This is a genomic window from Tenacibaculum sp. UWU-22, from assembly GCF_041021355.1.
Classification (GTDB): Bacteria; Bacteroidota; Bacteroidia; order Flavobacteriales; family Flavobacteriaceae; genus Polaribacter.
Map to the genome: position 1 here is coordinate 155,967 of NZ_JBFNGP010000005.1, position 24,418 is coordinate 180,384.

Annotated in this window: 32 protein-coding genes; 28 read left to right on the forward strand and 4 right to left on the reverse strand. The window is 29.3% G+C overall.

The annotated features are described in order from the left end of the window. Nucleotide 1 precedes the first annotated feature (1 nt). The 8 genes from AB2B44_RS09415 to AB2B44_RS09450 all read left to right on the forward strand — a co-directional run bounded on the left by AB2B44_RS09415 (nucleotide 2) and on the right by AB2B44_RS09450 (nucleotide 3,926). Nucleotides 2–586 carry a hypothetical protein gene (locus AB2B44_RS09415; protein WP_369049322.1) on the forward strand — a complete coding sequence of 195 codons (585 nt, stop codon included), beginning with the start codon at nucleotides 2–4 and terminating at the stop codon, nucleotides 584–586. An 89-nt stretch (nucleotides 587–675) separates the two neighbouring features. Then, nucleotides 676–1,239: a transposase gene (locus AB2B44_RS09420; RefSeq protein ID WP_369049323.1), complete on the forward strand. Its 564-nt coding sequence runs from the start codon at nucleotides 676–678 to the stop codon at nucleotides 1,237–1,239. Further along, nucleotides 1,232–1,489, forward strand: a complete 258-nt coding sequence (locus AB2B44_RS09425) for a hypothetical protein (RefSeq protein ID WP_369049324.1) — start codon at nucleotides 1,232–1,234, stop codon at nucleotides 1,487–1,489. Before AB2B44_RS09420 ends, AB2B44_RS09425 begins: the two co-directional genes overlap by 8 nt. 143 nt (nucleotides 1,490–1,632) lie before the next feature. Continuing rightward, nucleotides 1,633–2,256: a hypothetical protein gene (locus AB2B44_RS09430; RefSeq protein WP_369049325.1), complete on the forward strand. Its 624-nt coding sequence runs from the start codon at nucleotides 1,633–1,635 to the stop codon at nucleotides 2,254–2,256. Beyond that, nucleotides 2,256–2,654, forward strand: a complete 399-nt coding sequence (locus tag AB2B44_RS09435; protein ID WP_369049326.1) for a hypothetical protein — start codon at nucleotides 2,256–2,258, stop codon at nucleotides 2,652–2,654. Before AB2B44_RS09430 ends, AB2B44_RS09435 begins: the two co-directional genes overlap by 1 nt. Nucleotides 2,655–2,716: 62 nt before the next feature. Then, entirely contained in the window at nucleotides 2,717–3,160 is a 444-nt protein-coding gene (locus AB2B44_RS09440) for a hypothetical protein (RefSeq protein WP_369049327.1), read from the forward strand. A 77-nt stretch (nucleotides 3,161–3,237) separates the two neighbouring features. Then, nucleotides 3,238–3,486, forward strand: coding sequence for a hypothetical protein (locus AB2B44_RS09445; protein WP_369049328.1), 249 nt, complete (start codon nucleotides 3,238–3,240; stop codon nucleotides 3,484–3,486). An 8-nt stretch (nucleotides 3,487–3,494) separates the two neighbouring features. Beyond that, nucleotides 3,495–3,926 carry a hypothetical protein gene (locus tag AB2B44_RS09450; protein WP_369049329.1) on the forward strand — a complete coding sequence of 144 codons (432 nt, stop codon included), beginning with the start codon at nucleotides 3,495–3,497 and terminating at the stop codon, nucleotides 3,924–3,926. On the opposite strand, the gene AB2B44_RS09455 is transcribed toward AB2B44_RS09450, so the two are convergent. Both AB2B44_RS09455 and AB2B44_RS09460 read right to left on the reverse strand, forming a co-directional pair. Further along, nucleotides 3,921–4,259 carry a hypothetical protein gene (locus tag AB2B44_RS09455; RefSeq protein WP_369049330.1) on the reverse strand — a complete coding sequence of 113 codons (339 nt, stop codon included), beginning with the start codon at nucleotides 4,257–4,259 and terminating at the stop codon, nucleotides 3,921–3,923. The genes AB2B44_RS09450 and AB2B44_RS09455 overlap by 6 nt on opposite strands. A gap of 27 nt (nucleotides 4,260–4,286) precedes the next feature. Beyond that, nucleotides 4,287–4,583 (reverse strand): helix-turn-helix domain-containing protein, encoded by a 297-nt coding sequence (locus AB2B44_RS09460; RefSeq protein WP_369049331.1) that lies wholly within the window; start codon nucleotides 4,581–4,583, stop codon nucleotides 4,287–4,289. A gap of 684 nt (nucleotides 4,584–5,267) precedes the next feature. Here AB2B44_RS09460 and AB2B44_RS09465 point away from each other — a divergent pair. The 18 genes from AB2B44_RS09465 (at nucleotide 5,268) to AB2B44_RS09550 (ending at nucleotide 17,139) form a co-directional block, all read left to right on the forward strand. Next, nucleotides 5,268–5,696 carry a hypothetical protein gene (locus tag AB2B44_RS09465; protein ID WP_369049332.1) on the forward strand — a complete coding sequence of 143 codons (429 nt, stop codon included), beginning with the start codon at nucleotides 5,268–5,270 and terminating at the stop codon, nucleotides 5,694–5,696. Between the two features lie 518 nt (nucleotides 5,697–6,214). Then, nucleotides 6,215–6,442 (forward strand): hypothetical protein, encoded by a 228-nt coding sequence (locus tag AB2B44_RS09470; RefSeq protein WP_369049333.1) that lies wholly within the window; start codon nucleotides 6,215–6,217, stop codon nucleotides 6,440–6,442. A gap of 291 nt (nucleotides 6,443–6,733) precedes the next feature. Then, on the forward strand, nucleotides 6,734–6,964 hold the full coding sequence (locus tag AB2B44_RS09475) for a hypothetical protein (protein ID WP_369049334.1): 231 nt from the start codon (nucleotides 6,734–6,736) through the stop codon (nucleotides 6,962–6,964). A 16-nt stretch (nucleotides 6,965–6,980) separates the two neighbouring features. After that, entirely contained in the window at nucleotides 6,981–10,160 is a 3,180-nt protein-coding gene (locus AB2B44_RS09480) for a hypothetical protein (RefSeq protein ID WP_369049335.1), read from the forward strand. A gap of 56 nt (nucleotides 10,161–10,216) precedes the next feature. Further along, nucleotides 10,217–10,582 (forward strand): hypothetical protein, encoded by a 366-nt coding sequence (locus AB2B44_RS09485; protein ID WP_369049336.1) that lies wholly within the window; start codon nucleotides 10,217–10,219, stop codon nucleotides 10,580–10,582. A gap of 1 nt (nucleotide 10,583) precedes the next feature. Then, nucleotides 10,584–10,937: a hypothetical protein gene (locus AB2B44_RS09490; protein ID WP_369049337.1), complete on the forward strand. Its 354-nt coding sequence runs from the start codon at nucleotides 10,584–10,586 to the stop codon at nucleotides 10,935–10,937. 35 nt (nucleotides 10,938–10,972) lie between these two features. After that, complete coding sequence (locus AB2B44_RS09495) at nucleotides 10,973–11,137, forward strand: hypothetical protein (protein WP_369049338.1); 165 nt, start codon at nucleotides 10,973–10,975, stop codon at nucleotides 11,135–11,137. A gap of 9 nt (nucleotides 11,138–11,146) precedes the next feature. Further along, on the forward strand, nucleotides 11,147–11,725 hold the full coding sequence (locus AB2B44_RS09500) for a transposase (RefSeq protein ID WP_369049339.1): 579 nt from the start codon (nucleotides 11,147–11,149) through the stop codon (nucleotides 11,723–11,725). Continuing rightward, nucleotides 11,722–11,910, forward strand: coding sequence for a hypothetical protein (locus AB2B44_RS09505; protein ID WP_369049340.1), 189 nt, complete (start codon nucleotides 11,722–11,724; stop codon nucleotides 11,908–11,910). The genes AB2B44_RS09500 and AB2B44_RS09505 overlap by 4 nt, the downstream gene beginning before the upstream one ends. Before the next feature lie 116 nt (nucleotides 11,911–12,026). Then, nucleotides 12,027–12,260 carry an Imm74 family immunity protein gene (locus AB2B44_RS09510; RefSeq protein ID WP_369049341.1) on the forward strand — a complete coding sequence of 78 codons (234 nt, stop codon included), beginning with the start codon at nucleotides 12,027–12,029 and terminating at the stop codon, nucleotides 12,258–12,260. Continuing rightward, complete coding sequence (locus tag AB2B44_RS09515) at nucleotides 12,253–12,417, forward strand: hypothetical protein (protein ID WP_369049342.1); 165 nt, start codon at nucleotides 12,253–12,255, stop codon at nucleotides 12,415–12,417. The genes AB2B44_RS09510 and AB2B44_RS09515 overlap by 8 nt, the downstream gene beginning before the upstream one ends. Then, nucleotides 12,414–12,884, forward strand: a complete 471-nt coding sequence (locus AB2B44_RS09520) for a hypothetical protein (protein WP_369049343.1) — start codon at nucleotides 12,414–12,416, stop codon at nucleotides 12,882–12,884. The genes AB2B44_RS09515 and AB2B44_RS09520 overlap by 4 nt, the downstream gene beginning before the upstream one ends. Beyond that, a complete protein-coding gene (locus AB2B44_RS09525; protein WP_369049344.1) occupies nucleotides 12,877–13,002 on the forward strand; it encodes a hypothetical protein in 126 nt (41 codons plus the stop codon). The genes AB2B44_RS09520 and AB2B44_RS09525 overlap by 8 nt, the downstream gene beginning before the upstream one ends. After that, on the forward strand, nucleotides 13,002–13,388 hold the full coding sequence (locus AB2B44_RS09530; protein ID WP_369049345.1) for a hypothetical protein: 387 nt from the start codon (nucleotides 13,002–13,004) through the stop codon (nucleotides 13,386–13,388). The genes AB2B44_RS09525 and AB2B44_RS09530 overlap by 1 nt, the downstream gene beginning before the upstream one ends. After that, nucleotides 13,385–13,672: a hypothetical protein gene (locus AB2B44_RS09535; RefSeq protein WP_369049346.1), complete on the forward strand. Its 288-nt coding sequence runs from the start codon at nucleotides 13,385–13,387 to the stop codon at nucleotides 13,670–13,672. Before AB2B44_RS09530 ends, AB2B44_RS09535 begins: the two co-directional genes overlap by 4 nt. 67 nt (nucleotides 13,673–13,739) lie before the next feature. Continuing rightward, entirely contained in the window at nucleotides 13,740–13,994 is a 255-nt protein-coding gene (locus AB2B44_RS09540; protein ID WP_369049347.1) for a hypothetical protein, read from the forward strand. Beyond that, entirely contained in the window at nucleotides 13,994–14,410 is a 417-nt protein-coding gene (locus AB2B44_RS09545; RefSeq protein ID WP_369049348.1) for a hypothetical protein, read from the forward strand. Before AB2B44_RS09540 ends, AB2B44_RS09545 begins: the two co-directional genes overlap by 1 nt. A 314-nt stretch (nucleotides 14,411–14,724) precedes the next feature. Then, on the forward strand, nucleotides 14,725–17,139 hold the full coding sequence (locus tag AB2B44_RS09550) for a hypothetical protein (protein ID WP_369049349.1): 2,415 nt from the start codon (nucleotides 14,725–14,727) through the stop codon (nucleotides 17,137–17,139). A 1,300-nt stretch (nucleotides 17,140–18,439) separates the two neighbouring features. Here AB2B44_RS09550 and AB2B44_RS09555 read toward each other — a convergent pair. Beyond that, complete coding sequence (locus AB2B44_RS09555; protein ID WP_369049350.1) at nucleotides 18,440–19,672, reverse strand: carbohydrate porin; 1,233 nt, start codon at nucleotides 19,670–19,672, stop codon at nucleotides 18,440–18,442. Nucleotides 19,673–20,739: 1,067 nt separating this feature from the next. Between AB2B44_RS09555 and AB2B44_RS09560 the strand changes: the two genes are divergently transcribed. Beyond that, nucleotides 20,740–20,835 (forward strand): S26 family signal peptidase, encoded by a 96-nt coding sequence (locus AB2B44_RS09560; RefSeq protein ID WP_369049351.1) that lies wholly within the window; start codon nucleotides 20,740–20,742, stop codon nucleotides 20,833–20,835. Between the two features lie 7 nt (nucleotides 20,836–20,842). Here AB2B44_RS09560 and AB2B44_RS09565 read toward each other — a convergent pair whose 3' ends face one another. Beyond that, a complete protein-coding gene (locus AB2B44_RS09565) occupies nucleotides 20,843–24,118 on the reverse strand; it encodes an efflux RND transporter permease subunit (protein WP_369049352.1) in 3,276 nt (1,091 codons plus the stop codon). A gap of 52 nt (nucleotides 24,119–24,170) precedes the next feature. On the opposite strand from AB2B44_RS09565, the gene AB2B44_RS09570 reads away from it, so the two are divergent. Next, nucleotides 24,171–24,392 carry a hypothetical protein gene (locus tag AB2B44_RS09570; protein WP_369049353.1) on the forward strand — a complete coding sequence of 74 codons (222 nt, stop codon included), beginning with the start codon at nucleotides 24,171–24,173 and terminating at the stop codon, nucleotides 24,390–24,392. The last annotated feature ends 26 nt before the right edge of the window (nucleotides 24,393–24,418 follow it).

The window sequence follows — 24,418 nt, forward strand, 5'->3', positions numbered from 1 at the left end:
AATGAGAAATTTATATTTTCAGAGATGGGGTTGGGGTAAAATGCAAGATATTGAAACCACAATAAAAAGTTTAGATATTGCAAACAAAACAAAATTTAGTCGTAAAAAAAATAAAGATGAGCAGCTATTAAGCGAAGTAGCAAAGTATGCTAATGACAACCAGTTGTTATATTTTGTTACCATTTATGAAAATGAGAGACCTTACAGCTATATAGAAATTAATAAAGGATTTTATCGGGTGAATTTTTTTGATGCCTATAATCGGGTATATATGGCATATACTTTCATGGGGAAAGATAGTATTGCCGAATGGAGAAAAAATTACGGAAACAGACTTTTTCTGGAGACCATTATGTTTTGGGAATTTGAAGGAGATACGGATAAAATGGTAAAAATCACAGACTATATTTTTAAACCTGATGGTTCATTTCATATAACAGAAAGAGATTTGATTACAAACGAGCAAATTGATAGCGATGCGAAGAATAAAATTGACGTATCTGCTAATTGGGAAGATTACCCAGAATTTGGCAGTTATGATTCAATAATAAGAAAAGAAAGAGGGATAGAGCCAATTTTAAGTTAGTTGCTACAAAATCCCCCCGCTGCCGCACGATTGTATCGTGTGGTAAAAAAGACTAAAAGAAGAATAAATTGAGATAAAAAATATAACAAATGAGTAGAAACTACAAGTTCCATAATCCAGAAGGTTTATACTTTGTAAGCTTTGCAGTAGTAGAGTGGTTAGATGTGTTTACTAGAAATCAATATAAAGACATATTGATAGATAGTTTATCATTCTGCCAGACCAACAAAGGGATGGAAATTGTAGCATGGTGTATTATGACCAATTATGTACATTTAGTATTTAGAAGTGTTCAAGGAGAAAAGCGAGAAAGGTTATTGGGCGATTTTAAAAGATTTACAAGCAAAGAAATTGTAAAAGCTATTCAAAAGAATCCAAAAGAAAGCAGAAAAGAGTTTTTGTTAGAGCAGTTTAAAAAAGCAGTAACAAAAGTGTCTAATGTAAAAAGCTATCAATTTTGGAGACATGATAACAAACCTATTGAACTATGGAGCAATAAAGTAATACAAGAGAAAATTAATTATGTGCACAGTAATCCTGTAGAAGCAGGATTGGTATATAAAGCAGAAGATTATGTATATAGCAGAGCAAAGGATTATGCTGGAGAAGAAGGTTTACTAAAAAATATATTAGTATTTGAAAATTATGATTAAAAGATATAGAAAAACCACACAATACAATCGTGCGGCAGCGGGGGTATCTTATTCAAATGCTTCTTTTCAAAAAGGGAAGTTTAGCATGTTAGCGAAAACTGCATATGGTAATAGTTTATTAGAATATAAATATTTTCAACCAGTGTGTTTAGGGTTTGTAAATAACAACAATATAAAACTAACAAAGGTTGAAGTACCCGCTATTTATTTTGCAGGCACAGTTAAAAAAGACAATTTAGAAAAAACCTAGACCAAATAGGGTTAGCATTAGATGTTGCCTTAACACTATCTGCTATAGGAAATGTAACAAAATTACGACACTTAACTACCTTACAAAAAATAGGAAGAGTAACCTTAGCATCGGTAGAAATTACTAGTGGTTTTGCCGATATTATGATGCGTTATTCGTATCTTTGCCAAGGTAACGAAGCATTTTGTAAAGCCTTTCAAGAATACAATACCTATTTACAATTAGGGTTGTTAGGTTCAGGGCTTATACGAGCTAAATTTAGTAGTGTTCGTAACAATGCTAAAGAAGAATATTTTAAGCATAGAGAGGCTCTAGTAAACAAGTATGGAGAAGCGGATGTTAAAATAAAAGAGTTAGATAGGCATTTTGGAGTGGCTGTTAATACGGCGGGGAGTCTGCTGGATAATGCCTTGATTGCTGAATTAAGAGCAGCTGGAGTTAAGTTTACCGAAGCGGATTTGAAATTTGTAGTAAAAAATAATGACAATTTGATTATGTTCCTTGAGAAAGGAAATTCTAATGCAGGGTTGCAACATATTATTGATAGACATTGGAATTCGGATGAGTTAATGAAGTTTTTTAACACTCAGGATGAAATGGTTGAAACTTTGTTCAATGCAATTAAGAATAATAATTATGTTTCAAGAGTAGTAGATGCTCAAAAAAGACTATCATTTGTTTACAAAATGCCAACCAATAAAGGTCTCAGAGAATTTACTGTTGCTACAGGTGACAATGGTTTTATTGTTTCATTTATACCAAAGTAATGACTACAAAAGCGTTAATAGATAAAGTCGAAGCAGGGGCAATTTATCAAGAAAAGATATATGACTACTGGGTAACTTGTTATTTGAAAAATGACTTTAAAATTATTTTGTTTGATTATGAACTGTTAGATATAACAAAATACATTAATAAAAATGTCGAGATAAATATAAATTCTCTTTTTGTCGAAAAAGGAATTAAAAAGGATTTACGGCATTTTCAAGGTATGATAATTGAACAGTCAAATGAATTTTATTTTACTAATGATTTCATCAACATTCAGGTTTCAAAAGAAGATATAGATAATGAAAATATAGAATTAAATAGGGTTAGTGATTTCTCTTTTGGAAGATTAGATTTAGTTGGCCTCAAGGAATTAACCAATGACGATAATGCCTAATCTATTTAGCAAACGCCAGTTTAGTTCTAACATTTTGAAGAAGTCCATCGAGGGTGTAGAGGATGTGTGTTCTATCCTCATTAGGTAGGTTTTGTATTTCTACCACTCAAATAAATAATTTAGCTTTTAGTTCTACTAAAAATTCTGCTTCTTCAAAGGGAATGATGTTAGGAAAATATGATGAGGACTTATCAAAAGTATCATATAATCGTGTTGCAAAAGCAGACGGTTATACCTATTTTGATATGGGTAACAAATGGGATGAAGCTAAAGCAATAGTGGATGATGGTATCAGTACATCTTGGAAAGATGAAATGTGGAAAATTAACAAAAAATTTATTAATAACCAGAAAGCCTTGGGTAGGGAATTTTATTTTTCTCAAGAACCTTGGAGTTTTCCAAGCACCCCACTTACATTTAGGTTTCGTGAAGCTGAATATCTCATAGATTTAGGGGCTAAGGATTTTGTAAAGATTAATGAAAATACATGGAAAGTGGTATGGTAGAGCCAAATATTATTTCTGATGAGAATTCTAATAATCGTTTGATTATTAATTTTTTCAAGAAAAATCTACCTCAATTTTTGACAGTCAAGGTAACTAATTACGGTCCTTATTGGGGCGTTTCATTTAAAAATAAAGACGGAGTAGAAATTAGGATTAGAGGGGAAAACGACGGTTTTGACATTGTAATTATAATTTTAGAAGAAGAGTTTCCTCTTTGGAAGTATAACAGAAGTGTCATCAATTTTTGGGAAGCTTCAAAAGAAAATATTCTATACCAGCTCAATGTATTAAAATCATTTTTGGAAGACAATAACACTCCTACTTAAGAGGTCTTTTGTTCGGATTACCCCCCCCCGCTACCCCCGCTACCGCACGATTGTATCCTCTTGAAAGTATTGGAGGTTTTCCAGTTGCTAATAATTCAAATTTTAGAACCATATCTAAAGATGGTTATAAGATGTTAAATACCCCTCAAGAATTTTATCAGAATGCTGACCAGTTTTGGACGCAATATAATAAGCCTTGGCTTGATGATTTGGTAAGTAAAAAAGCTGATATAGTTATTTTGAGTGATAAATCGAATGATTACTTAAAATATAAATGGACTAAAAACTCGAATACTGGGCAAGTTGAATTTGATGTGATACCAGGAACATCTACGAGAATAAAAACTGGCTTTGGTAGCGAAATCGAGTATATGGAAAATTTAGTACAGCAAGGCAAGTATCAATGGGATGCTGCTAACGGAGTTTATAAAGCCTTATAGGTAGATTGGGCTAAACATATCCCAATCCATTTTTCCCTCTAACAGTAATTCATCTTGCCCAGTAATACAAGCATTTAGGGATACTTCTTTGAACGAGATTTTCAGTTTTCCTTGGCTATCATACTCAAATTTTCCCTTTGTTAAATGCTCATTTTCGTATGTAAACCAGTCATTAATTGACTTAAATTCATTTTCAGTTATTCTTGAATAAATAAAGGTTCCATCTTGATTAAATTTGAATAGATACCAATAATATTCCCATTGAGCGACTGATGCGTGCCATTCAGCTTTTACTTTTTTAAGAGACTGATATGTTGTATTGTATTTAAGCAAAATTATTTAATGTAAGTTTCTCTATTCTTAGCGTGTTGGATAGGAATGCATAATATGTTCCTTATCCTCTTGGGGTAATTTTTGAATGGTCAGTATTTTATTAATAATACTTTTATCCAATTCAACATCTGTAATTCCAACTAAAAAATCTAATGATACATTTAAGGCATCCGCCAGTTTACTGGCAATATCTATAGAGGGTTTTATCTCGTCCTGTTCATATCTGCTAATAGTCACACTGATAGTGTCTACTTGCTTGGCGAGTTCAGCTTGTGAAAAGCCTTTTTTCTTTCTAGTATTTGCTACCTTTTTACCAAAAGTCATATTATAAAAGCTTTAATACAGCGTAAAATCCAGATCTTATACAAAGATACAAATTTTATTTTATCATGATTAATGTTCAGGATAAGCTCAAAACCTGAACTCTGAAAATCCAAACTATATTTCAAAAATGAGTATCTTCGCCACAATATGATAACGTTCCAAATACATACTGACACTTGTGTTGACCCTCTTTTTGAGCGTGTCTGGGTTTTCTGCGGAGCAACATTTTTTAGAGCCTAAGGGAATAGTTGTTAATGTGAGGGGGATTTAGCTCTACCATTACTTTCAAAATGGGATAATCTGATTATAGAAGAAGTCAAAGACCTTTATAAACAACTTGTTAATACGAAAGTTAAAGGAAGTAAATCAATTGTCTCTCAAGCTGATGTTTTAGCAGAAATAAATGCCAGTAGCACTCTTGTAAATCCATGAAATTTTGCTCATCCACTTGAAGATATTGTGCTGAAAGTGAAGTAATTTTTGTTAGAGTACCAACAACTTAGATCAAATACAATGGAGAACTACTAATACTAGCATAACTAAGGATAAATTAGCAGGATGGTTAACTGGTAGAGAACCCTTTAATTTCAAACACCTAATTTTTGATACTTATTGGGAGAGTAATCAAAAATTAATTTTTGATTTAAAAAATAAAGAAATTTACTTAAAGTAATAAAATTATTGATGATGAATAAACTGATTAATATTATTTTTTTAATAGGCTTTTTTGTCATAAGCTCAATACTTTTTTTAAGTAGCGTTAAAGTAGTTTATAAGAATATTAAATATTTTAATATAATAAAAGAAGGAACTATTATTGATATGAGAAGACCGAATAGTTTAAGTACTAGTCCTCAATCAGAGCCTTTTTTAAATACCATTATTGAAGAAAAATCTAGAGATACACTTTATGGGGGGAGTCAAACTATGCTTGAGATTGGAGATAAGGTAAAGTTTAGATATAGCGGAGAACAAGGAGGAAATAGAATTTTTGAAGTTAATAATAAAGTAATTGGTTCTAAATATGATGTTTGGGATAAACTTTCGCCATTTATTATTATACTTTTTAGTTATCTGTTTTTTAGGTTAATTAAATACAAGATTTTAAAATAAGTAAAATGTTAAAAATAAAATTTTTAGTAATAGTTTTTTGTGGGGTTACAGCTATAGTTAATTCGCAAAATATAGATGGTATATGTTCTTCAGTGGATTTGTTGGGCATAGGGGTTAAAAATAATGAAATTGAATATGTAAAATATTCTCCATGAGTAAAATTACAGAAGAAATACAAAACGTTTAAGGAAGTAAAAAATTCAACTGTCGAAGAGTTAATTATTTCACAAATGTCTGTTCAAGATAATGATTGGTTGTCTTTCAATTTTAATAAAAAAATGATTTGGTCTGACCAGTAGTTTTCTAGAATTAAAAACCAAGACATAAAGACTGATTACCTTGAATTAGCAAGAAAAATTACATATACTTTTGATAATGAAAATTATGCGATAGTTAGAGTAAATGTTTTTGACGAGAGAAGAGAAAAACCTATTGTAGTAAGTTTAAAAGCAAAACAAGAAGGAAATAAATGGTTTTTAATTAGAGAAAAATTAAAAGATCCAATCGAGTTTTTATTTATGAATTTAAATTTGGGTTATTTAGATGCTGTTTTTGAAAACAGAGAAACAAATAACTCTACTTTAAATGATATTATAGAGTCTTCATGGAAAAAGAATAATTTTAAAATTGCTAATTTATATTTAAAATTAAGTAATGTTATGCTTAATCATGTAGAAGAATTAAAAGAAATATTTGAAAGAAATAATTTAAGTTTAATTGAAAGTAATAAACAAAAATTTTCTTAAAATTTATCCTTAAACAAGAAGGTTGTAAAGACGAATTATTTAATTCCACTTAAAAACCAAAAATTTTGTTCTTATTTTTTAAATAAAGTTGGTAATTATAAAGAAACTGAACTTGATTTAATTTTAAACTATATCAAGAGTAAGCAAACTAAAAAGTTAAACATTATACCAATTCATAAATTTTCTTATTTATTTGATAATAAAAATATAATAGTATTTAAGTATTTAATTAGGAGTGCTAATAAAGAAGAGTTGAAAACATCTCAGTTTGTTATAAAGAATGATTCTATCATGATTTTTGAAAGAATAAAAAAGATAGATAAAAACATTTATGAAATTATTAGAGGTTTGAAATCAATTGCTATTAATCAATTTTCTAATGGAGAAAATGATTCAAACTACCCAGAAGTAAACAAACTCAAGCCCTTAGTAAAAGATGCTAATGGCGTTTTAAACGTAGAAAAACTAGCCCAAGTTATCAAGGAAAATAGAACTACATTAGCTAAATATTTAGACGATTAACTTGCTACGAAAAAAGTTGCATATAATTTCATTATTCTTATTTCTGTTTTCACAGCTAATAGTTTTTGGGCAAGAGTTATCAACTCTGACTATTGTTGTTTCAGATGTGCAAATAGACCCCAACGGCGACATCTTAGTTATAGGAAAAGATGGAGAGGTGGTAGAATTACCAGGAGGAGAAGATACCGTAATTACCGATAGCAACGGACAAGTTTGGACGGTTGATGAACAAGGAAATGTAGGTGACCAAGCATTACAAGCAGAAGGAGGTGCTAGTACACCTGACAACACCAATGGCGTTAATACTAATGGGCAAGCTACTGCCATATCGGCAAAAGGAGTGGTCGTTACCTTTACAAAAGCATCCGATAGTAAATATGGGTTTGATAGTTACCAAAGCAACTATAGTGCTACCAAAGAATTATATAAAAAATTAGGAAACGATTATTATATACCCTACAAAGCGGTTGCAAAGAATGATACAGAAACTATTGTAGCTAATTTGTCTATTACAGGTAGTAGTATAAAACCACAAGATGTACTATTTAAAACAAAAGAGGGGGTAGCTATTACAAAAATAGATAGTACCGCTACTTCGTATACCTTACAATTAAAAGGTGTTTTTGATGATGCCGAAATAGAAACCCAAGCTTTAGTAAAACAAGGAACTCAATATGAGGTTGCAGGTGCTTTTATACAATACCAAGCAGTAGTAAAGAATGTAAAAGTAACCTTGGTTAATACGACCAATACAGATACAGAAGCTATAAAAAAAGAGTTGCAAAACATTTATAAACAAGCCATGGTAAATATTACCATTACGGAGATTAATGATTTTAAATACGATTTAGAAGCCTTAACTCCCAATGGTATTATAGAAAGTGGAGAGAGTGGTTATGCAGCACAATATACCGAACAACAGCGTCAAATAAATAATAAGTTAAAACAACACCCAGTATATAAAGAAGATACCTACTATTTAATTATAACCGATAAACAACCATCTTCTAGTAATGAAAAAGGATTGATGCCTTTAGGCAGGCAGTTTGGGTATATATATACAACTAACTGTACAACTGCTAACTGCATACCACTTACAGTTGCTCACGAACTAGGTCATGGGGCTTTCCAGTTAAAGCATCCATTTTCTAAATATAGTTATCAATATGCGCAAAAAGCGACTAATTGGCTACTAGATTATAAAGAAGGAACAAAACTTCCTTTTGTACACTGGCAAGCCATACACAACCCTAAGCTACGTATAGGAGTTTTTGATAAGGATGGAGAAGGAGAATCAAATGGTGATGATAGACATGAAGATTTAATTAACTATGATGTTTTGGTTAATTGGATAAAAGATAATTATGGCAAATCATCTGTTCCATATGATGTTCAAAATTTTATAGTTCCTAGTAAACTAGAGTATTTTTGGAAACTTGATAAAGTTAAGCAGCTGGCTTATTCTGTTCCTTTTGAATATAATGGAAGAAAATTAGAATTGAAAGGAAGTTTGTCTAGGGAAAAGGGAAATGTAAACTTATCAAAAATATATATGCTTTTAGAATTAGAGATAAACAAAAAGCATAGTTATACTGATAAAATAAAATATGTAACAAATGAAAATCATAAAGAAGAAGATGCAATTCGTATAACAATAGAAGATGTTAAAGATTACGAAGAATATTCTGCTTATACGGGAATTAGTTTCAATAAAAAGTACGTTTTAGAAAAATACAATAAGGAGTTTGAAATAGCAGGAAATGACTGTAACAAATTAGATTTTTTATATGAGCATGCTCCAAGTTTTATCATTGATAAAAGAAAAGATTTTTATTGGAAAGACTTAAAAATATTAACTTCATGCTCATTGAACGAGTGGGGTACAGATGAAGAAAAAGCTGTAATAAAGCTTGTAAATGGCATTGGTAAAAATAATGCCAAAGATTTATTAGACGGACTATTGACTAATAAGCTAGATGATAAAACATTATTTAGAATTATTTATGATAAAATAGATAATTATGGAGGAGAAGATAATTTTACTAAATATATTAAAACTTTATATAAATATTGGTTACAAACAGATTATGCTAAACAAGATGTAGAATTATATATTCCTTACAACTCAAAAAAAGTTTTAGGTTTTTATACAGATGATTTTGCAACATTTTTTCATACTAAGAATAATGAAATTCATATTACTTCTAGGTATAATAATCCAAATCGTCATTATGAGTATTTAGGACATTTTGATTTTTATAAGAAAGTTAATCTTTTAAACAGTAATCAAGAGGGAGAAGGGGTAAAGATACCAGCAGAAGAAATACCTGTATTTTATTTAAAAGCATTTAAAGATATTAATTCTACAGCTAATTTAGAAACAGGATTTAGCTTAACTTTAGATGTGGTTACTACTTTTACAGGGGTTGGTAATATAGCAAAGCTAAGACATTTAAGGCATTTAACTAAATTACAAAAAGGGTTAAAATATACTATTGCAGGAGCAGAGATAACATCAGGGGCATTAAATGCAATGCTGACAGTTTCAGATTGTGAATCGGAATTTTGTGAGAAGTTAAGAGTGCACTTATTTTGGTTAGAAATGGGGTCTTTAGGACTAGATGTTTTTACCCAAAAAATGATTAAGAAAACAGCTAAGGAAGCTCTGGAAAAAGCTGATAATACAGTTGATGACTTAATTATTGATGAATTAACTAAGGTTGCTGAAGTTACGGTTGGATTGGTCAAATACCCTAAAGTAAGAAAAGCCTTAGATGAAGTTTCTGTAATCCTTAAATCTAAAGGAATAGATAGGATTCAAGTAGAAAGAGTTCTTAAACAATCCGATAATTTAAAATATCTAGAAGAGAATTCAGAACTAATTGTTGAAATCTCAAATGAAATTGGAAAAGGTCATTTTACTGATGGAGATTTGCTTAAAATATTTAGAAAGGTTGTTAATACAGATTTTGTAAGAGACTTATTACCTAATTCATTTGTTTCTGTATTAAAAAAATTCGGTAAAACAGAAGATGAAATAGTTAGCTATTTTAAAAATTACCATAATATTCACACTAAAGGAGATTTTTTTGAAATTATTGAAGAAGTTTTACGAAACGGAAACAATTATAACTTAACTAGAGATGAAACTTATGCTATTTGGGGATATACAACAAACTTTTTTACAGAGATTTAAATACATGGATAAGAGAAGGTATTAATAGTTCAAAAACATATGAACTAGCAAAAATCATGAAAGATGGTCTTAGAAAACTACCAAACTATGAAGGGACAGCTTTCAGAGCCTTAGAATTAAATGGAGAAATATTAAATACCTTTTTAGATTTACATAAAAAAGGGAGTAAAGTAACATATAAAGAATTTATATCAGCAGGTAGTACTAAAGAAGCCGCATTTTTTGATAAAGGAGAAAAAAATGTTAAATTAATAATGAATGTTAAAAGAGCTCCAGATATTTCTAATTATGCTGATGGCATAAGATTCAGAGGCTATGACCCTAAAGAGTTACTACTACGCAGAGGTAGTTATTTTGAAGTCCTAGAAGTTAAAAATATAGGAGGTAATAAATGGGAAATATATTTAAATCAATTGAACTGATATGTCAAATAAAAGTAATAAAGAAATTTTAAAAAAGTTAGAGTTTAAAGTAGAGCAAGCTAAAAAAGCTGAGGATATATTTTGGAAAGAAGCATATCCTAAAATGAATAAAAAAGATAAAATCAAGTTTTGGGCAAGTAGTTTAAATAGAAGTATGAGATTTCAAGAAGAATCTGGTTTTAGCGCATATTCTATCTATAATACGAATTGGTTAAAAGATGTTTTAAAATCAGAGCCAGATTTTTTTGAGTTGCTTTCGGGTATTTTCAGTATTTGGAGTGGAACGTGGGATACTTTAAAAATTGAGAAGATTTTAAAAAATAAACATAAAAAAATGAAAGGAAACAGTATATAAGATATATAATTAAAATAACTGTTGAGTGAAAAAAAATGAAAGATTATACAGATGATGAGTTTTCTAAATTATCACTAGAAGAAAAGACTAGATTATTTGATTTAGAAGCAGAAAAAGAATATCAAAAACAAATAAAATTAAGGGATGAAATTTACCCCGCTAGCGCGAGCATCTTGCTCGTGACGGAAAGAGAAAAATAGAATATAAAAATGAGTAGAAAGTATAAATTTCATAACGAATCAGCAGCATACTTTATCAGTTTTGCTACAGTATATTGGTTAGATGTTTTTACTCGACAATTGTATTTTAATGTTTTAGTAGAAAGTATAGAATATTGTAGAAAAGAAAAAGGTATGGAAGTATTTGCCTATTGTTTTATGCCAAGTCATGTACATTTAATTTTTAGGTCAAGCAATGAAGACCCTTCAGGATTGATTAGAGATTTTAAAGGATTTACCGCAAGAAAATTAATAAAAAAAATAGAAGAAAATCCACAAGAGAGCAGAAAAGAATGGTTGTTATGGATGCTAGAAAGAGCGGGAAGTAAAAAAAGTAATGTTAAAAAACGTCAATTTTGGCAACAACATAATAAGCCTATAGAATTGTGGAGTGAAAAAGTAATACAACAAAAGATAGATTATATACATAATAATCCTGTTCAAAGTGGATTTGTAACAAATCCTACAGATTGGAAATATAGTAGTGCGAGAAATTATCAAGACGACCAAACAGTTTTAGAGATAGATGTATCAGAAGAAAAAATAAACTGTATAAAGACACAAGCGTGACGCTTGCGCCAGCAGGGGGAAATACATTAGAAGGGTTATTAGCGAAATACAATGTTGAAATGCCTTTATGGAAATTTGATGACCCTAATTCTATAAAGGTTTGGGAAGATGTAAGTGCTTTATATGCTTCTCAAGTATCTGGTGAAGTGAAAGCTGTATTAGGCAAAAACTTGAGAAGAAGGTAATATATGGGAAAACATTGAACTTCCCAGACTAAAAGATAACCCTAACGTAACAAAAATATCTACAATAGACGCAGAGACAATGATAGAAACTGTGATATATACAAAATAATTTAAGTATGGAAATTTTAGGATTAAATAGAGGTAAAATTAAAGTAATAATTGGAGACAAATCACTTATTATTACTGGTGAATTAACAACAACTCCAATTTTTTATGCGGATATTAATTCAATAAAAAATTGGGAATATCCTCATAATAAAATAATTATAAATGATGAAGAAAGAGAAAATATAATAAAGCAAATAACAGAAAAAACTAAAGATGCAGCTGTTAAAATAATTTTTGATTAAAAACGATAAATATAATTTTGAAATGCCTGATGGCAATGAAATTGGAGCAAATAATCTTTGGTTGCCTGGAGGTATTTTACCAAATGGAAAACTTGAAGCTGTTTTAGACCCTATTCCGGCGGGTGAATACATAGAAACATTAACAAATATTCAATGAAAGAATTAATAAAAAAAAAATGGGATTACACCCTATATGACAACCAAAAATCATTGGTTTTAAAAGTGTTATGCGGGACCGTTGCTGTTTATGATATTTCTATAGAATTAAATCCTTTAGAGGTTGAATACTACAAAAATAGTGGTGAGGGTTTTATAGATAAACTAGCGAAAGAAATACAATCAAACCCATCAAAGTTTTTAGATAGAAATATAGCTAATTTTTCTCCAGAGAAAAAGGAAAAAATAACATATTCAATAATTTCAAGAGGTGAATTGACAATTAGTTATAATGACAGATCAGAAAACATTTCTGGTGAGTTAATATTCAATCCTCCTACTTTTTATGCAGACATTATCTCACTTGAAAAGTCTAAAGTTTTTTCAGAAAAAGAAAAAAAACAAATTATAGAATTTATCTCTAAAGACGCTCCTGAAAGTATTGGAACCAAAATAATCTTTGATTAAAAACAATAAATATTATTTTGAAATGCCTGATGGTAATGAATTTGGCACTAATCCTCTTTGGTTGCCTGGAGGTATTTTACCAAATGGAAAACTTGAAGCTATAGTTAAAACGTACTAATGGAAAAGTTAAATCAGATTATAGAGATTTTGAGCAATCACCTAGGTAATGAAGACCTTTTTGATAAAATAGGCAATATTAAAAATAGAGTTGGTAACAATTTAGTTTTTGATTCTAAAATAGACGGAGTTCTAGGAATTTTATTGGTTTTAAACGATGACAAAATTTCTAAAGTAAAATTTGTATTAAAAGACGCTATCTATTTTGAAGAACTAATGGAACGTTTTGGCAGTTATCAATTAAGTTACAATCACTATGAAGAGAAGAGTGTTATTGTTTTTCAAATTTCGAATGATACCAAACTGATTGCAGAAAAAGATAGATACATAATTAATGATGAAATATTAATCAGTTCATTTAACGAATTCGAGATTGTAAAAGAATGAAATTCCTTCTCCAAATATTACTTTTCTTTTTCACTTTCTTTTTGCAATGTGCTACAACTGTATATGCAAAAATTGTATTACCGTATTATGAGCTTTCCTTTTCAAAAACTGAAATTGTAAAAGAGGAAAGTATTGTGAAAATTGGTGAGCAAAATTTTGCAAGAAGTAGTATTGAAAATAAAAGTCAATTTTCAAGTATTTCAAAAGGAAAAGTATGGGGAAGATATGATTTACAAGGAGAGAGTGATGTATTATTCAAAAACCTTACCTGGAAATCAAACTGAGATGTCCCATTATGGAGATTGGAATTCATACAGCACATATGAATTTGACAATGTCCAAATTAATAACATGCTTGATTTGACTGACCAATCTGTTATTGAACAACTGGGTTCTGAATTTAATAAGTTGGTTTTAACAACAGGGTCAAAATCTGAAATGTATGAATTTACTAATGTAATTGGTTCTTGGGCAAGGTCGAAAGGTTATAATGGGCTAATCGTTCCTGGAGCAAGAGGTGCTCAAGATTATACAAATATTGTTGTTTTTACTCAATCAAAATTAACATCCGCCTTGAGTGGTATAACCCCAGTAAAATTGAAGTAATGATGATTGTTGAAAGTGACCAACAGGAATGGAATAGATGGTATGAAAAATTTGTTCAGCCAATCTTTGTTCCTAGTGAACATGAAAGTTATTATGCTAAAATAAAACGATTACAAACTCCTTTTTTTCCGAAATATTGGATTGCAGAAAAATTTTATAATAAGAAAGTAAAGGATGATAATCGCTTTGATGATGAACTGAAAAAATATTTTTCTTTTCTTTATTCTTGTGGTTTTTTCATGGATAACATTTTGACATTTGAAGAATGGTTAAATGTGAAAAACTGGGAGAATCCTTCAAATGAAAATATTAACTCTGAATCAATTTTAGAAATACTTCAAAAAGATGGTGGGGTTTATGAATTAAAGCGAAGATTACGCTGGCTACCCTTTTTAAATCGTCAGGATGGTTTTTAAATAAAGTTCGATTTCACCTAGCAAACGCTTGTTTCGTTTTAAAGTTTTGTAATGAAAACAATTTGCTGATTATCAGAAAGATGGGAAACTTTTTTTATTTAAATCAAAATGCACAGCGGGTTATACTTTATGAGTTTATAAAAAGTAACAAAAAAATAATAGATAAACATAAGAAATTGTTATTTTGTAAGAGAAAGTGTATTTAAAATTAATGCTGTATATGGTGCTTATTATCAAATTATAAAGTATATTTTGTTGTTAAGTAATAAAAACTTATATAGTGTAAAAAAATTAAGAAGGAAGAAAAAGAAGTATTGAAAAAGAAGAAACAGTACATATTCATAAGTTTACTATGTTTAGTAAGTAGTATAGGTTTATCACAAAATTTAGATATAGAGTCCATTACAAAATCTACCAAGGTTAAGGTTAATGGAAATGTAAATGCCAATATGGTGTATTACAATGCTAATACCCGTAATGCACGTATTCCGTTTACTTATTTTTTACAAGGAACCGTAAATGTAAGTTGGCTAAGCTTTAATGTACCTTTTACGTATAGCTTTTCTAACCAAGGGGAAAATTTTGATTACCAGTTACCTTTTAATTTTAATAAACTAAGCTTACACCCCAGATACAAATGGGTACAAGCACATATTGGAGATGTTACGATGAATTTTTCACCGTATACTTTAAACGGTTATCAATTTACAGGAGGAGGGGTAGAGCTAACACCTCAAAAAAGCCCGTTAAAGTTTAGTGCTATGTATGGGCGTTTATTAAAAGCGACAGAAGATGATGGTAACCCCAAAACCGTACCCGCTTTTAAACGTATGGGGTATGGTGCAAAAGTAGCTTGGAAAAAACCGAAGTATAAGGTTGGTTTAATAGGGTTTTATGCAAAGGATGCAGAAAAGTCTATTACAGCAATACCAGAAGAAAGAAATATAAAACCCAAAGAAAATTTAGCAATAAGCCTTACTAGTGAAACAACCATTGCTAAAAAATACACGGTAAGAGCAGAATATGCATCAACAGCTATTACACAAGATCTCAGAGCAGATAAAAGTAGTAATAATGCTAATAATTTAGCAGGTTTTTTGTTTAACAATCGTACATCAACCGAATATTACAATGCGCTTAAAGCAGATTTAGATATAAAATTAGGACAAATGAAAGTAGGTTTAGGTTATGAACGTATTGACCCTAATTACCAAACCCTAGGAGCCTATTATTTTAATAATGACTTTGAAAATATTACATTAAATATGACTCGATCGTTATTTAAAAATAAATTAAATTTATCATTTAATATAGGATATCAAAGAGATAATTTAAATAATCAAAAAGCACAATCTACAGGAAGAAATGTAGGAAGTATAAATGCTACGTATCAAATGAATGATGCTGTTACGTTATCGGGGTCATATTCTAATTTTACAACGTTTACAAACAAAAGCTTAAATCAATTTGATGATATTAATGATAATGATTTAACAGATGAAGAACAAGAAGCATTAGATTTTAAACAATTATCACAAAACGCTAATGTAAATTTGAGTTGGATGCTAGTTAAAAAGAAATATAACACTCAAAATATTAATTTAAGTTATGCTTTATTTTCGTCTGCTAATAAAGAAAATGGAATCATTCGAATAGGGCAAGCCAATAATTTTCATAACGCTAATGCAGTATATACCCTTGGTTTTCCTGAGAGAGCATTGTCTATTTCACCTTCTTTAAATTATAATTATAGTGATATTGGAAGAGATGATAGTCAGGCATGGGGAGCTTCTTTAAATATTAGTAAACTATTTTTTAAAAATAAATTCAATACTACTTTAGGAAGCTCGTATAACATGAGTGAGAATAAAAACATAAATTCTGCAGTATTAAATATAAGGGCTAGTGCTTCTACAACTATAGCAAAGAAACATAATTTTAATTTAAATGCGGTACAATTATTTAGAGCGACAACAAATCAAAAAAAATTAGAAGAATTAACCGTAACGTTTGGTTATAGTTATGCTTTTGGAGTGAAAAAACCAAAATTAAAATTTAATAAAAGAGAAAAAAATAAAAAATTAAAAGAATTTGAGTTTTCATATAAAAATTACACCTTTAAAGGCGAACATTCAAAAATTACCTCAGAGCTTACACAGCTGTTAAATGATTCTATGTTTGTAAGTGTAAAAAGTATAGAAATAATAAGAAATAATTTAAGTTTATTAGAAACAGATGTAGTTAATAATGAAAATGCAAGCAATAAACATTATAAAAGAGCTGCAATAAGGTATTTAGATTATTTATATAAGTACAAAAATTTTATAGATATTTATCATAAACTAGTTTTTAAAAGCTTAAAAAAATTATACAATCAAGCGGTTTTATTAGGTGAAAAAGTAAAAGTAGATTACGTTAGACTTTCGTCTTTAGTAAAAGAGCAAGGAGGCATAGCATTTGTATCAGAACAAGATAAAAAAAACTTAAAAACAAGAGAGTTGAAAATGAAGGCTCATAATTGGATGCAATCACAATTAAAAGGATTATCATATCAAGATATTGTAGCTGATAAAGGAAGTCTTAAAACGTTTAAGAATAATTATATAGCTATAATTTTTAAAATGATAGAAGAAAAAAAGACAGATAAAGAGATAGAAGATTTTTTAGTTGTAGAGTTTGCTGCTTTTTATCATAAAAAAGCACTTTTTATAATTAACGAAAAACAATAAAAACATTTCCACTTAAGTTTTATAAAATAGTATAGATAAGGTAATTTTTTGTAGATTACCATGGGTATGGTTGAATTTGCTTTCCTGATTATAAATTGAAGAAAGGAGGTAAGTTCGTTTATATTTCTAAGATTACTAATGCAAAGAACTTTTCGACCTTGATTTTTCTGTATATTCTATTGTGTCATTTACCTGTTTAAACCCATAGTATGAAGCTTCTTTATTTTTGATGCAGGCAATTGAAAACTCAGTGTTTTTTGGAAAATCTTTCGTTTTTTCAAAAAGTATATTTGCTTCTTCTTTTGAAATTTTATTTTCAGTTTGTGCAATACAAAAAAAGGTAATAATATTCCAAATACTATTAATATTGTTTGCTTCATAAATTTGTGTTTTTAACTAAGAGTTAAGGGGGGGGGCTTTGAAAAGCTAAATATAATAAATTTAAATAATCAATACTTGTGATATATACTAGAAGGTTTTTGTATATGAGCAGTAGCAGATTTCAAGCAACTACTTTTCTAATTAGGATACTTTAAATTTAGGTCAGTACCTAAATCGTAATTCCTACACATTGTTGAGGATAGTTATTTATAATAATCCCCATATATTGTATATAATAATTGAAATCAGTAATGTAATTAAAGCTATACTGAAAAATTGAAATACAATATTCTTGATGTTTTTAAAATTTATTAAAAAGTAAATTGCAATAGAAGATGGTATAATGTTAATTATAGATAGCATAGTTTGATTAGTAGAAATATCAAAAAATACCGTTCTCCAAACCCCTTTTGTAAACGTTCAAAGAAAAACGCATCTATAGAAATTAAAACTTTTATACTACTCGGACTAACTTTTGCCTCGTCTAATTTTATCAGCACATTTATATTTTCAAAACCTTCTTTTACTTTTTTGTTAAAAAATTTTTGAGCTAACTTTTCGTCCGTCTCTGTAAAACTGTCAATAACCTCTATAGCTAAAGAATTTCCTTCAAATGTTTTAATTTTTTAAATCATAATTTTATGATGTTTTGTTTTTTAATATTGCCTATTTAAGCACTAAACGTAGTTCTTTAGTGCTTTTTTGACGAACAATTTACTTTGAAAAGTAGTGTTTCGAAAGTAATGTATATCAAATTTCGCTTTTGGTTAATTGTTCACTAACGCAATCGGTATGGGTAATGGTTTAACAGTTTAATGTAGTAAAAAATCTCGAAACTGAGGAAAATTAACAGAATTTCTCGACTAATATTTACTAACCCAAGTAATGACTTAGACCATTTATTGTTAGCTTTAGTTTTTTACAATTTAAACGAAGACCTCAAACCTAAAAATACAGCGGTATCATTATTTTTTATGATAGGATTAATAACTTGCACATCTGCACCAATAGAAAACCATTGGGTTGCCCAATATTGATAAAAAGTTTCAAGACCTAACTCATTGCGAAGTGGAGTGCCTAATGCTTCAGCTTTATCATCTATAATCTTGCTTAGCGAATAATTGTATAATGCTAACCCCCACTTATCTTGCGTTCGGTTTTTGATGAAACTATTTCCTCCAATTCCTAGTAAAAAACTAAAATCTACAGGATTTGGATTACCATCAGAGACGGCTATTTGCCCAAATACACCCCAGCTACTTTTGTCATTGAAGACACGGATGGGCTGATCAAAGCTATAACTGGCAAAATAGCGGTATTTTTTATCTGAAAGAGGTATATGGATATCGGAGTTGATATCACCTAGGTTGTATAAATTGTCGCCGTCTTGGGTGCTGAAGGTCAACTGTAAACTATGGCTACCTAGTGAGTTGCCTATTTTAACTGGCCAGCTCGGAGCTACTAATAGTACTACACCTTCGGCAAAGGGCGCCTCAAGACCTGTTTTGTGCACGGTACTTACGGGGTCATATACCATCATTGTCCAATTTAGCTTTTTGCCAGTTATATTAGCAATGGCACCAAATAAGTAGGCGGGCATAATACCTGAGATAGGTGCGGCAAAACCCATATTCCAAAAGGCATCTAATCCAGCACCACCACTATATTTAGCGCTTGCCCCTAGGTCTACCACATTTATTTTTCCAAAAAGCAGTTGACTGCTCTTATTAAAATCATATACAAAATACAGACTGCTTATATCAAAGCGTTCGCCTGGTTTATTGCCTGGAAATGCGATGGAGGTGTTTTTGGGTAGCAGCACGTCGCCAGCAAAACCTACGTCATTGCCAAAATTATACTCCGCCTTGCTCACCAATGTCCAACTGCTCAATCCTATGCTTTTTCCATTAAATTTTACATCTAACTGTGCTTTACCATTGAAAACGGATTCTTTATCTCCCGTTCCTGCTACAAAATTTTGATTGAGAACAGTAAGTCTAGAATTAATGTACAAACCTTTTGACTCTAAATTGTTTCTTACGCCTCCCCAATTTCCTGTTAGGTATTTTCTGTCTGATTTTGATTGAGCATACGTTTTTAAGTTAGCTACGACAAAACAAGCTAATAATAATAATAAGATTTTCGATTTCATTGTTTTTTAATTTTTTATAAACGATTTTCTCTTTTTTATATTTTTTATTACTTGAATGGAGTGAATTTATATAGGTCGATTTTTTAACTAATTTTTTGTCTAAAATGATAAAATCAGTCATTTTTCTTTCTTTCAGATTCTCACCTACTTTCTCTCGCAGAAGAAATAACGGCATACATAGCTTTTTCTTCTAAAACACCATTTCGGCTATTGTTAGGGTTTCTTTTTAGACCCTCTTTTAGGTTTTTTTAATGTTTTTTTTGATATCTCTACAAAGTTCTAAGGCTTTAGAGTTCACACGCCCAAAATACTCTGATTGGTGAATCAATAAAATAGGAATATCTTACCTATCTTATTTAAACTCTGTTGCCTTAGGATATTTTTTTTTCTTTAAGTAGAGAATCGTCATGTTCATGCTCGATTATCCATCTAAATATATTAATTATGAATTTATTATTTTGATTTACTATAGTTTTCGCATATTGGAGAGAATAGCTTTTCAAGATAACGATGTCATCATTAAAATAAATATTTGATGTTAAATTATTTACCAATTTGCTTTTCTGTTGGCTTACTTCCTTAAACGAAAAGAAGAGTGCAACTATACAAATAAAACTGATAAGTCTGTTTTGAATTTTCATAGCTACAATTTAAATGCGGTATAATGATTAGTATAACCGTCAGTTACGGCTAAAGATAGCAATTATTTTTTAGATTAAAAACTAGTGTTAGTAATTTCGAGTAGATTTGGTCGTAGTTGAATCCGTTGTAATTTCGGCTATACATTGTTGTAGCCCGTTTTATGTTATTTTAAATCATCAGAGAAATGCCCTTTATGTTTCCCTTTTGAAAATTTCTCTTTGTTAAATAAATTACTTTATTTTTTTATTAAAACCCTATTTTTACCCAATAAAAAAGTTACTTTTCTTTATTGAGTTTGCTTTTATATTGTTTTTTTATGGGTGGTCAAAGCTAATAGTAATATCATTATTGCTACTTTTAATCTTAGACAGTTTCACAACTAAAATACTTGTTAATAAGCTGAAAAAAATACTACCAAAAAGTCTATGGGCGATAATAGACATAACTCTATAGATTCTAGAAGTTTTGGTTTTGTTCCTCAAAGTTATATACAAGGAAAAAATGGTAAGTGTGTTCTCTAAACCAAATTTATTCAACTAATCTTTTTTGTTTCAAAGTGAATAAGGGGAGATAAATCAAAATTCCTAAAAGAGAAAATAGCAACCCTCCTATAGTTCCTGCTCCTAACGCAAACCAAAACACATCATTTTGACCATCTTTTACAAAAGGAATAAAACCAAGAATAGTAGATATTATTGTTAAAGTAATAGGGAATATTTTTTGCTTAAACGCTTCAATATATATACTAACATAATTTTCTTTTGGAAATTCTTTTTTTAATTTATTAAAATCGTTAATAATAAAAATAGAAGCGTTTACTGTAATTCCGCTTAATAGTACAAAACTTGCCAAACCTCCTTGGTCAAAATTAAAATCAAATAGATAAAAAGTAAGAAAAACACCAATAAAAGAAATTGGTATTACACTTAAAATAATGAACGGTTGTTTTAAACTTTCAAAGAGAATTGAGCAGATAAAATAAATAATACCCAATACCAAGAAAAGTAAAAAAGTATAGTTATTGTTTTTATCATCACTTAAAAACCAACTATTTTGATAATTTTCAAATTGATACCCAAGTGGTAATTTTTCTTTTAATTCGGTTAGTTTTTCTTTTAAGTACTTTTCTCCAAATTTTGTTGAGCCTGTATATTGAAACTGCACTAATCTTATATACTCTTGATTTTCTTTGTATATATTTTCTTCTTCACGTTCTTTATAGGTTTTTGCAATATTTTTTAATACAATTGGAGTATGCAAACTATCTAAAGGAGTGTTAGTTATACCCCACAAATCAAAATCTTTTGAGTTTTTAGATTCTAAACGAACAGGAGTGTATTTTCCTTGAATATTTAAAGAAAAATCGGGTTGATTAGAAAGCGCCAAAGATTTTAGTTCATCAAATATTTTAGACGGATTACTTTTTCGTAAAGCTAACTGTTCTTTATCCAATTTAAAATGATACTCATATGATGGTTTTCTTGACCAATAGGAGTTTTCTTTTATTAATACTTTTTGTATTCTTGGATGCTTTTCTAAAGCTACTTTGAGTGTATCTGCCCAAGCATTCAAATCATCGTAATTATATCCTTTAGCTTTTACTGTAAAACTAATAGGCTCTTTACTATTATTTTTACCACTAAAAGCCTTACCTACACCATATATATTCCAATCTATACCTCCTAGAGATAATGCTTTTAAAACTAGTCGAGCTTTTAAAATAAATGGAAAAGAAGATTCTTGAAAATCATCTTTAAAACTAATTTCCATTTTTGCATAATTTCCACTATAAACGTTGCTTGTATATTGTTTAATTTCTGAAAACTGTTGTAAGTAATTTTCAATTTCTAAAAAGACTTCGTTCATTTGATGTACGGTTGCTACTTTTTCCATAGAAGCAACAACATACAGTTTTGTTTCTTCATTTCTATTGTAATATGCATTTTCAAAAACATAATAATTGAACAAACGAAAACTACCACCTAGATATTTATCAATGTAAGGACGAACATTTTCGCGATACCATTCATTTCCAATTGTAATATTATAGGTTTTTTCTAAAAAAGTTTTATTGTTTTCTAATTTTTGAGGCAGCATAAAAAACGGAATTCCAAAAATTAAAATAACACATACAATAGCCAGTTTTTTAAAACGTAATAAAGCTTTTATTAGCCTTTCATAAAAACAATAAAATTTGTTTTGAATTAACAATCCTATCGTTTTTGGAGTTGTTTTTTGTAAATGAATTTTTTCTAACAAAGCAGGAATTAAAAATAAAGCTACAAATAACGAAACACCAAGATTAATTACAATTACTAGAGCAAAATCAATTAAATTTACTTTGTATGCATCATCTAAGAAATAAATAACAGTTAACGCTCCAATAGTTGTTAGTGTTGATGCTAAAATTGGAATAAAAACATTGGTATTACTTTGTTTTTTTATAGTATCAATCATTACGATACTATTGTCTATAATCAATCCAAGAGAAATAGTAATTCCAGCTAAAGAATACAGTTGTATTTCTACTCTAAAAAGATAGTAAAACAAAAAAGCAATTCCAAGATTACAGATTAAACTGATTATTATTATCCATAAATATCTAAAACTACTACTTACCAATAAAATAAAAAGTAGTAAAAAGGCAATTGTATATGCTGTTCGCTTATAAATTTTATTTAGTTCTGTTTTTAAATATTCAGTGGCATTGTAAGTTTCAATTATGGAATAACCCTTTGGTAATTTTTGTTGTACTTCTTGTAATTTATTAGTTACTTCTTTTGCCAATGCAATGGTATTCGCATTTTTTGTTGCATATACAGAAAGTGTTATTGCATTTTTTCCATTTATCCTAAAATAACTTTGAGCTTCTTGCTCTAATTTTTTAACAGTAGCAATATCATCTAAGTAAATAAGTCGATCTTCAATTTTTTTTATAGGAATATGCCAGTTAAGTTCTTCATTAGAATTAACAGCTAGTGAAATGTATTCTTTTCTGTAAAAAACATTACCTAAACTTTCTTTTGTAAATCTTTGTTGTAAGGCAGTAAAAATATCCTGCTTGTTAATTTGAAGTTGTTTGAGCGTATTAAAATTATAATCAATGACGTATTCTATAGGTGTTGCTCCATACACTTGAGTTTTATCTACATCTTGTATAGCCCCAATAATAGGTTCTATTTGGTTTTTAACCACTTCTTGAATTATAAAAGGTGTTTGTGAAGCGCTTATGCTATAAGATAAAAATGCACGTTGGTTTTCATCATCATTAGGTTTATTTACGCTTATAGTTGGGTAACTAACTCGTTCAGGGAGTTTTTTATATAGCTGTCTTATAATAGTAGCTATTTCAAAACGCACATTATCTATTTTAGTATATTTATCAAACTCTAAAGTAATTCTACCATTATTTTTTGAAGATTTAGAACTTAATTTGGTTAAGCCTTTTACGGTACTAAAGCCACCTTCTAAAACACTGGTAACTTCTCTCTCTAAAGCATACGGAGAGGCATTAACCCAATCATATTTTACAGAAATAGAAGGTAAAGACTCGCTTGGATTTAAGCGAATAGAGAGTTTAGGAATAATAAAACACCCTAAAATTCCGAGTAATAAAAAAAAGATAAGTGTTTTAAAAGATGATATGTGTATTTTATTTTCTATGGCAAGCAGTTTGAAAGACAAACTTAAGAAAGTATTTTGCAAAACACCTTGTCTTTTATTAAAATCGAAAGTATTAATATTTAACCTACTATTGCTGGTTATTTGACTTTGACGTAAAAACAATCTAATTTTTAACTTCAATGAAAAAGTTTCTTATTTTCTGTGAGTTATTTTTTTATATATTAGCATTGTTTTGAAAAAGAGTGTATATATAAATTGCGCAACATTCTTTTTTAAATTTTACTTTAAAAATGAAAAAAAGTTTTTAATTTCATTTTTAGGGTTTGCTCTAACATTAACATTAAGTACAGAAAAAGCTTTTGCTGATACCGATGGTAAAGCGAGTCCGAATATTAATTCTGGACCTTGCTGTGAAACCGGAGTAGGTTCATGTGGACCTACAGTAGAGCTATAAAGTAAGAATAAGATTGTATTGAGGCT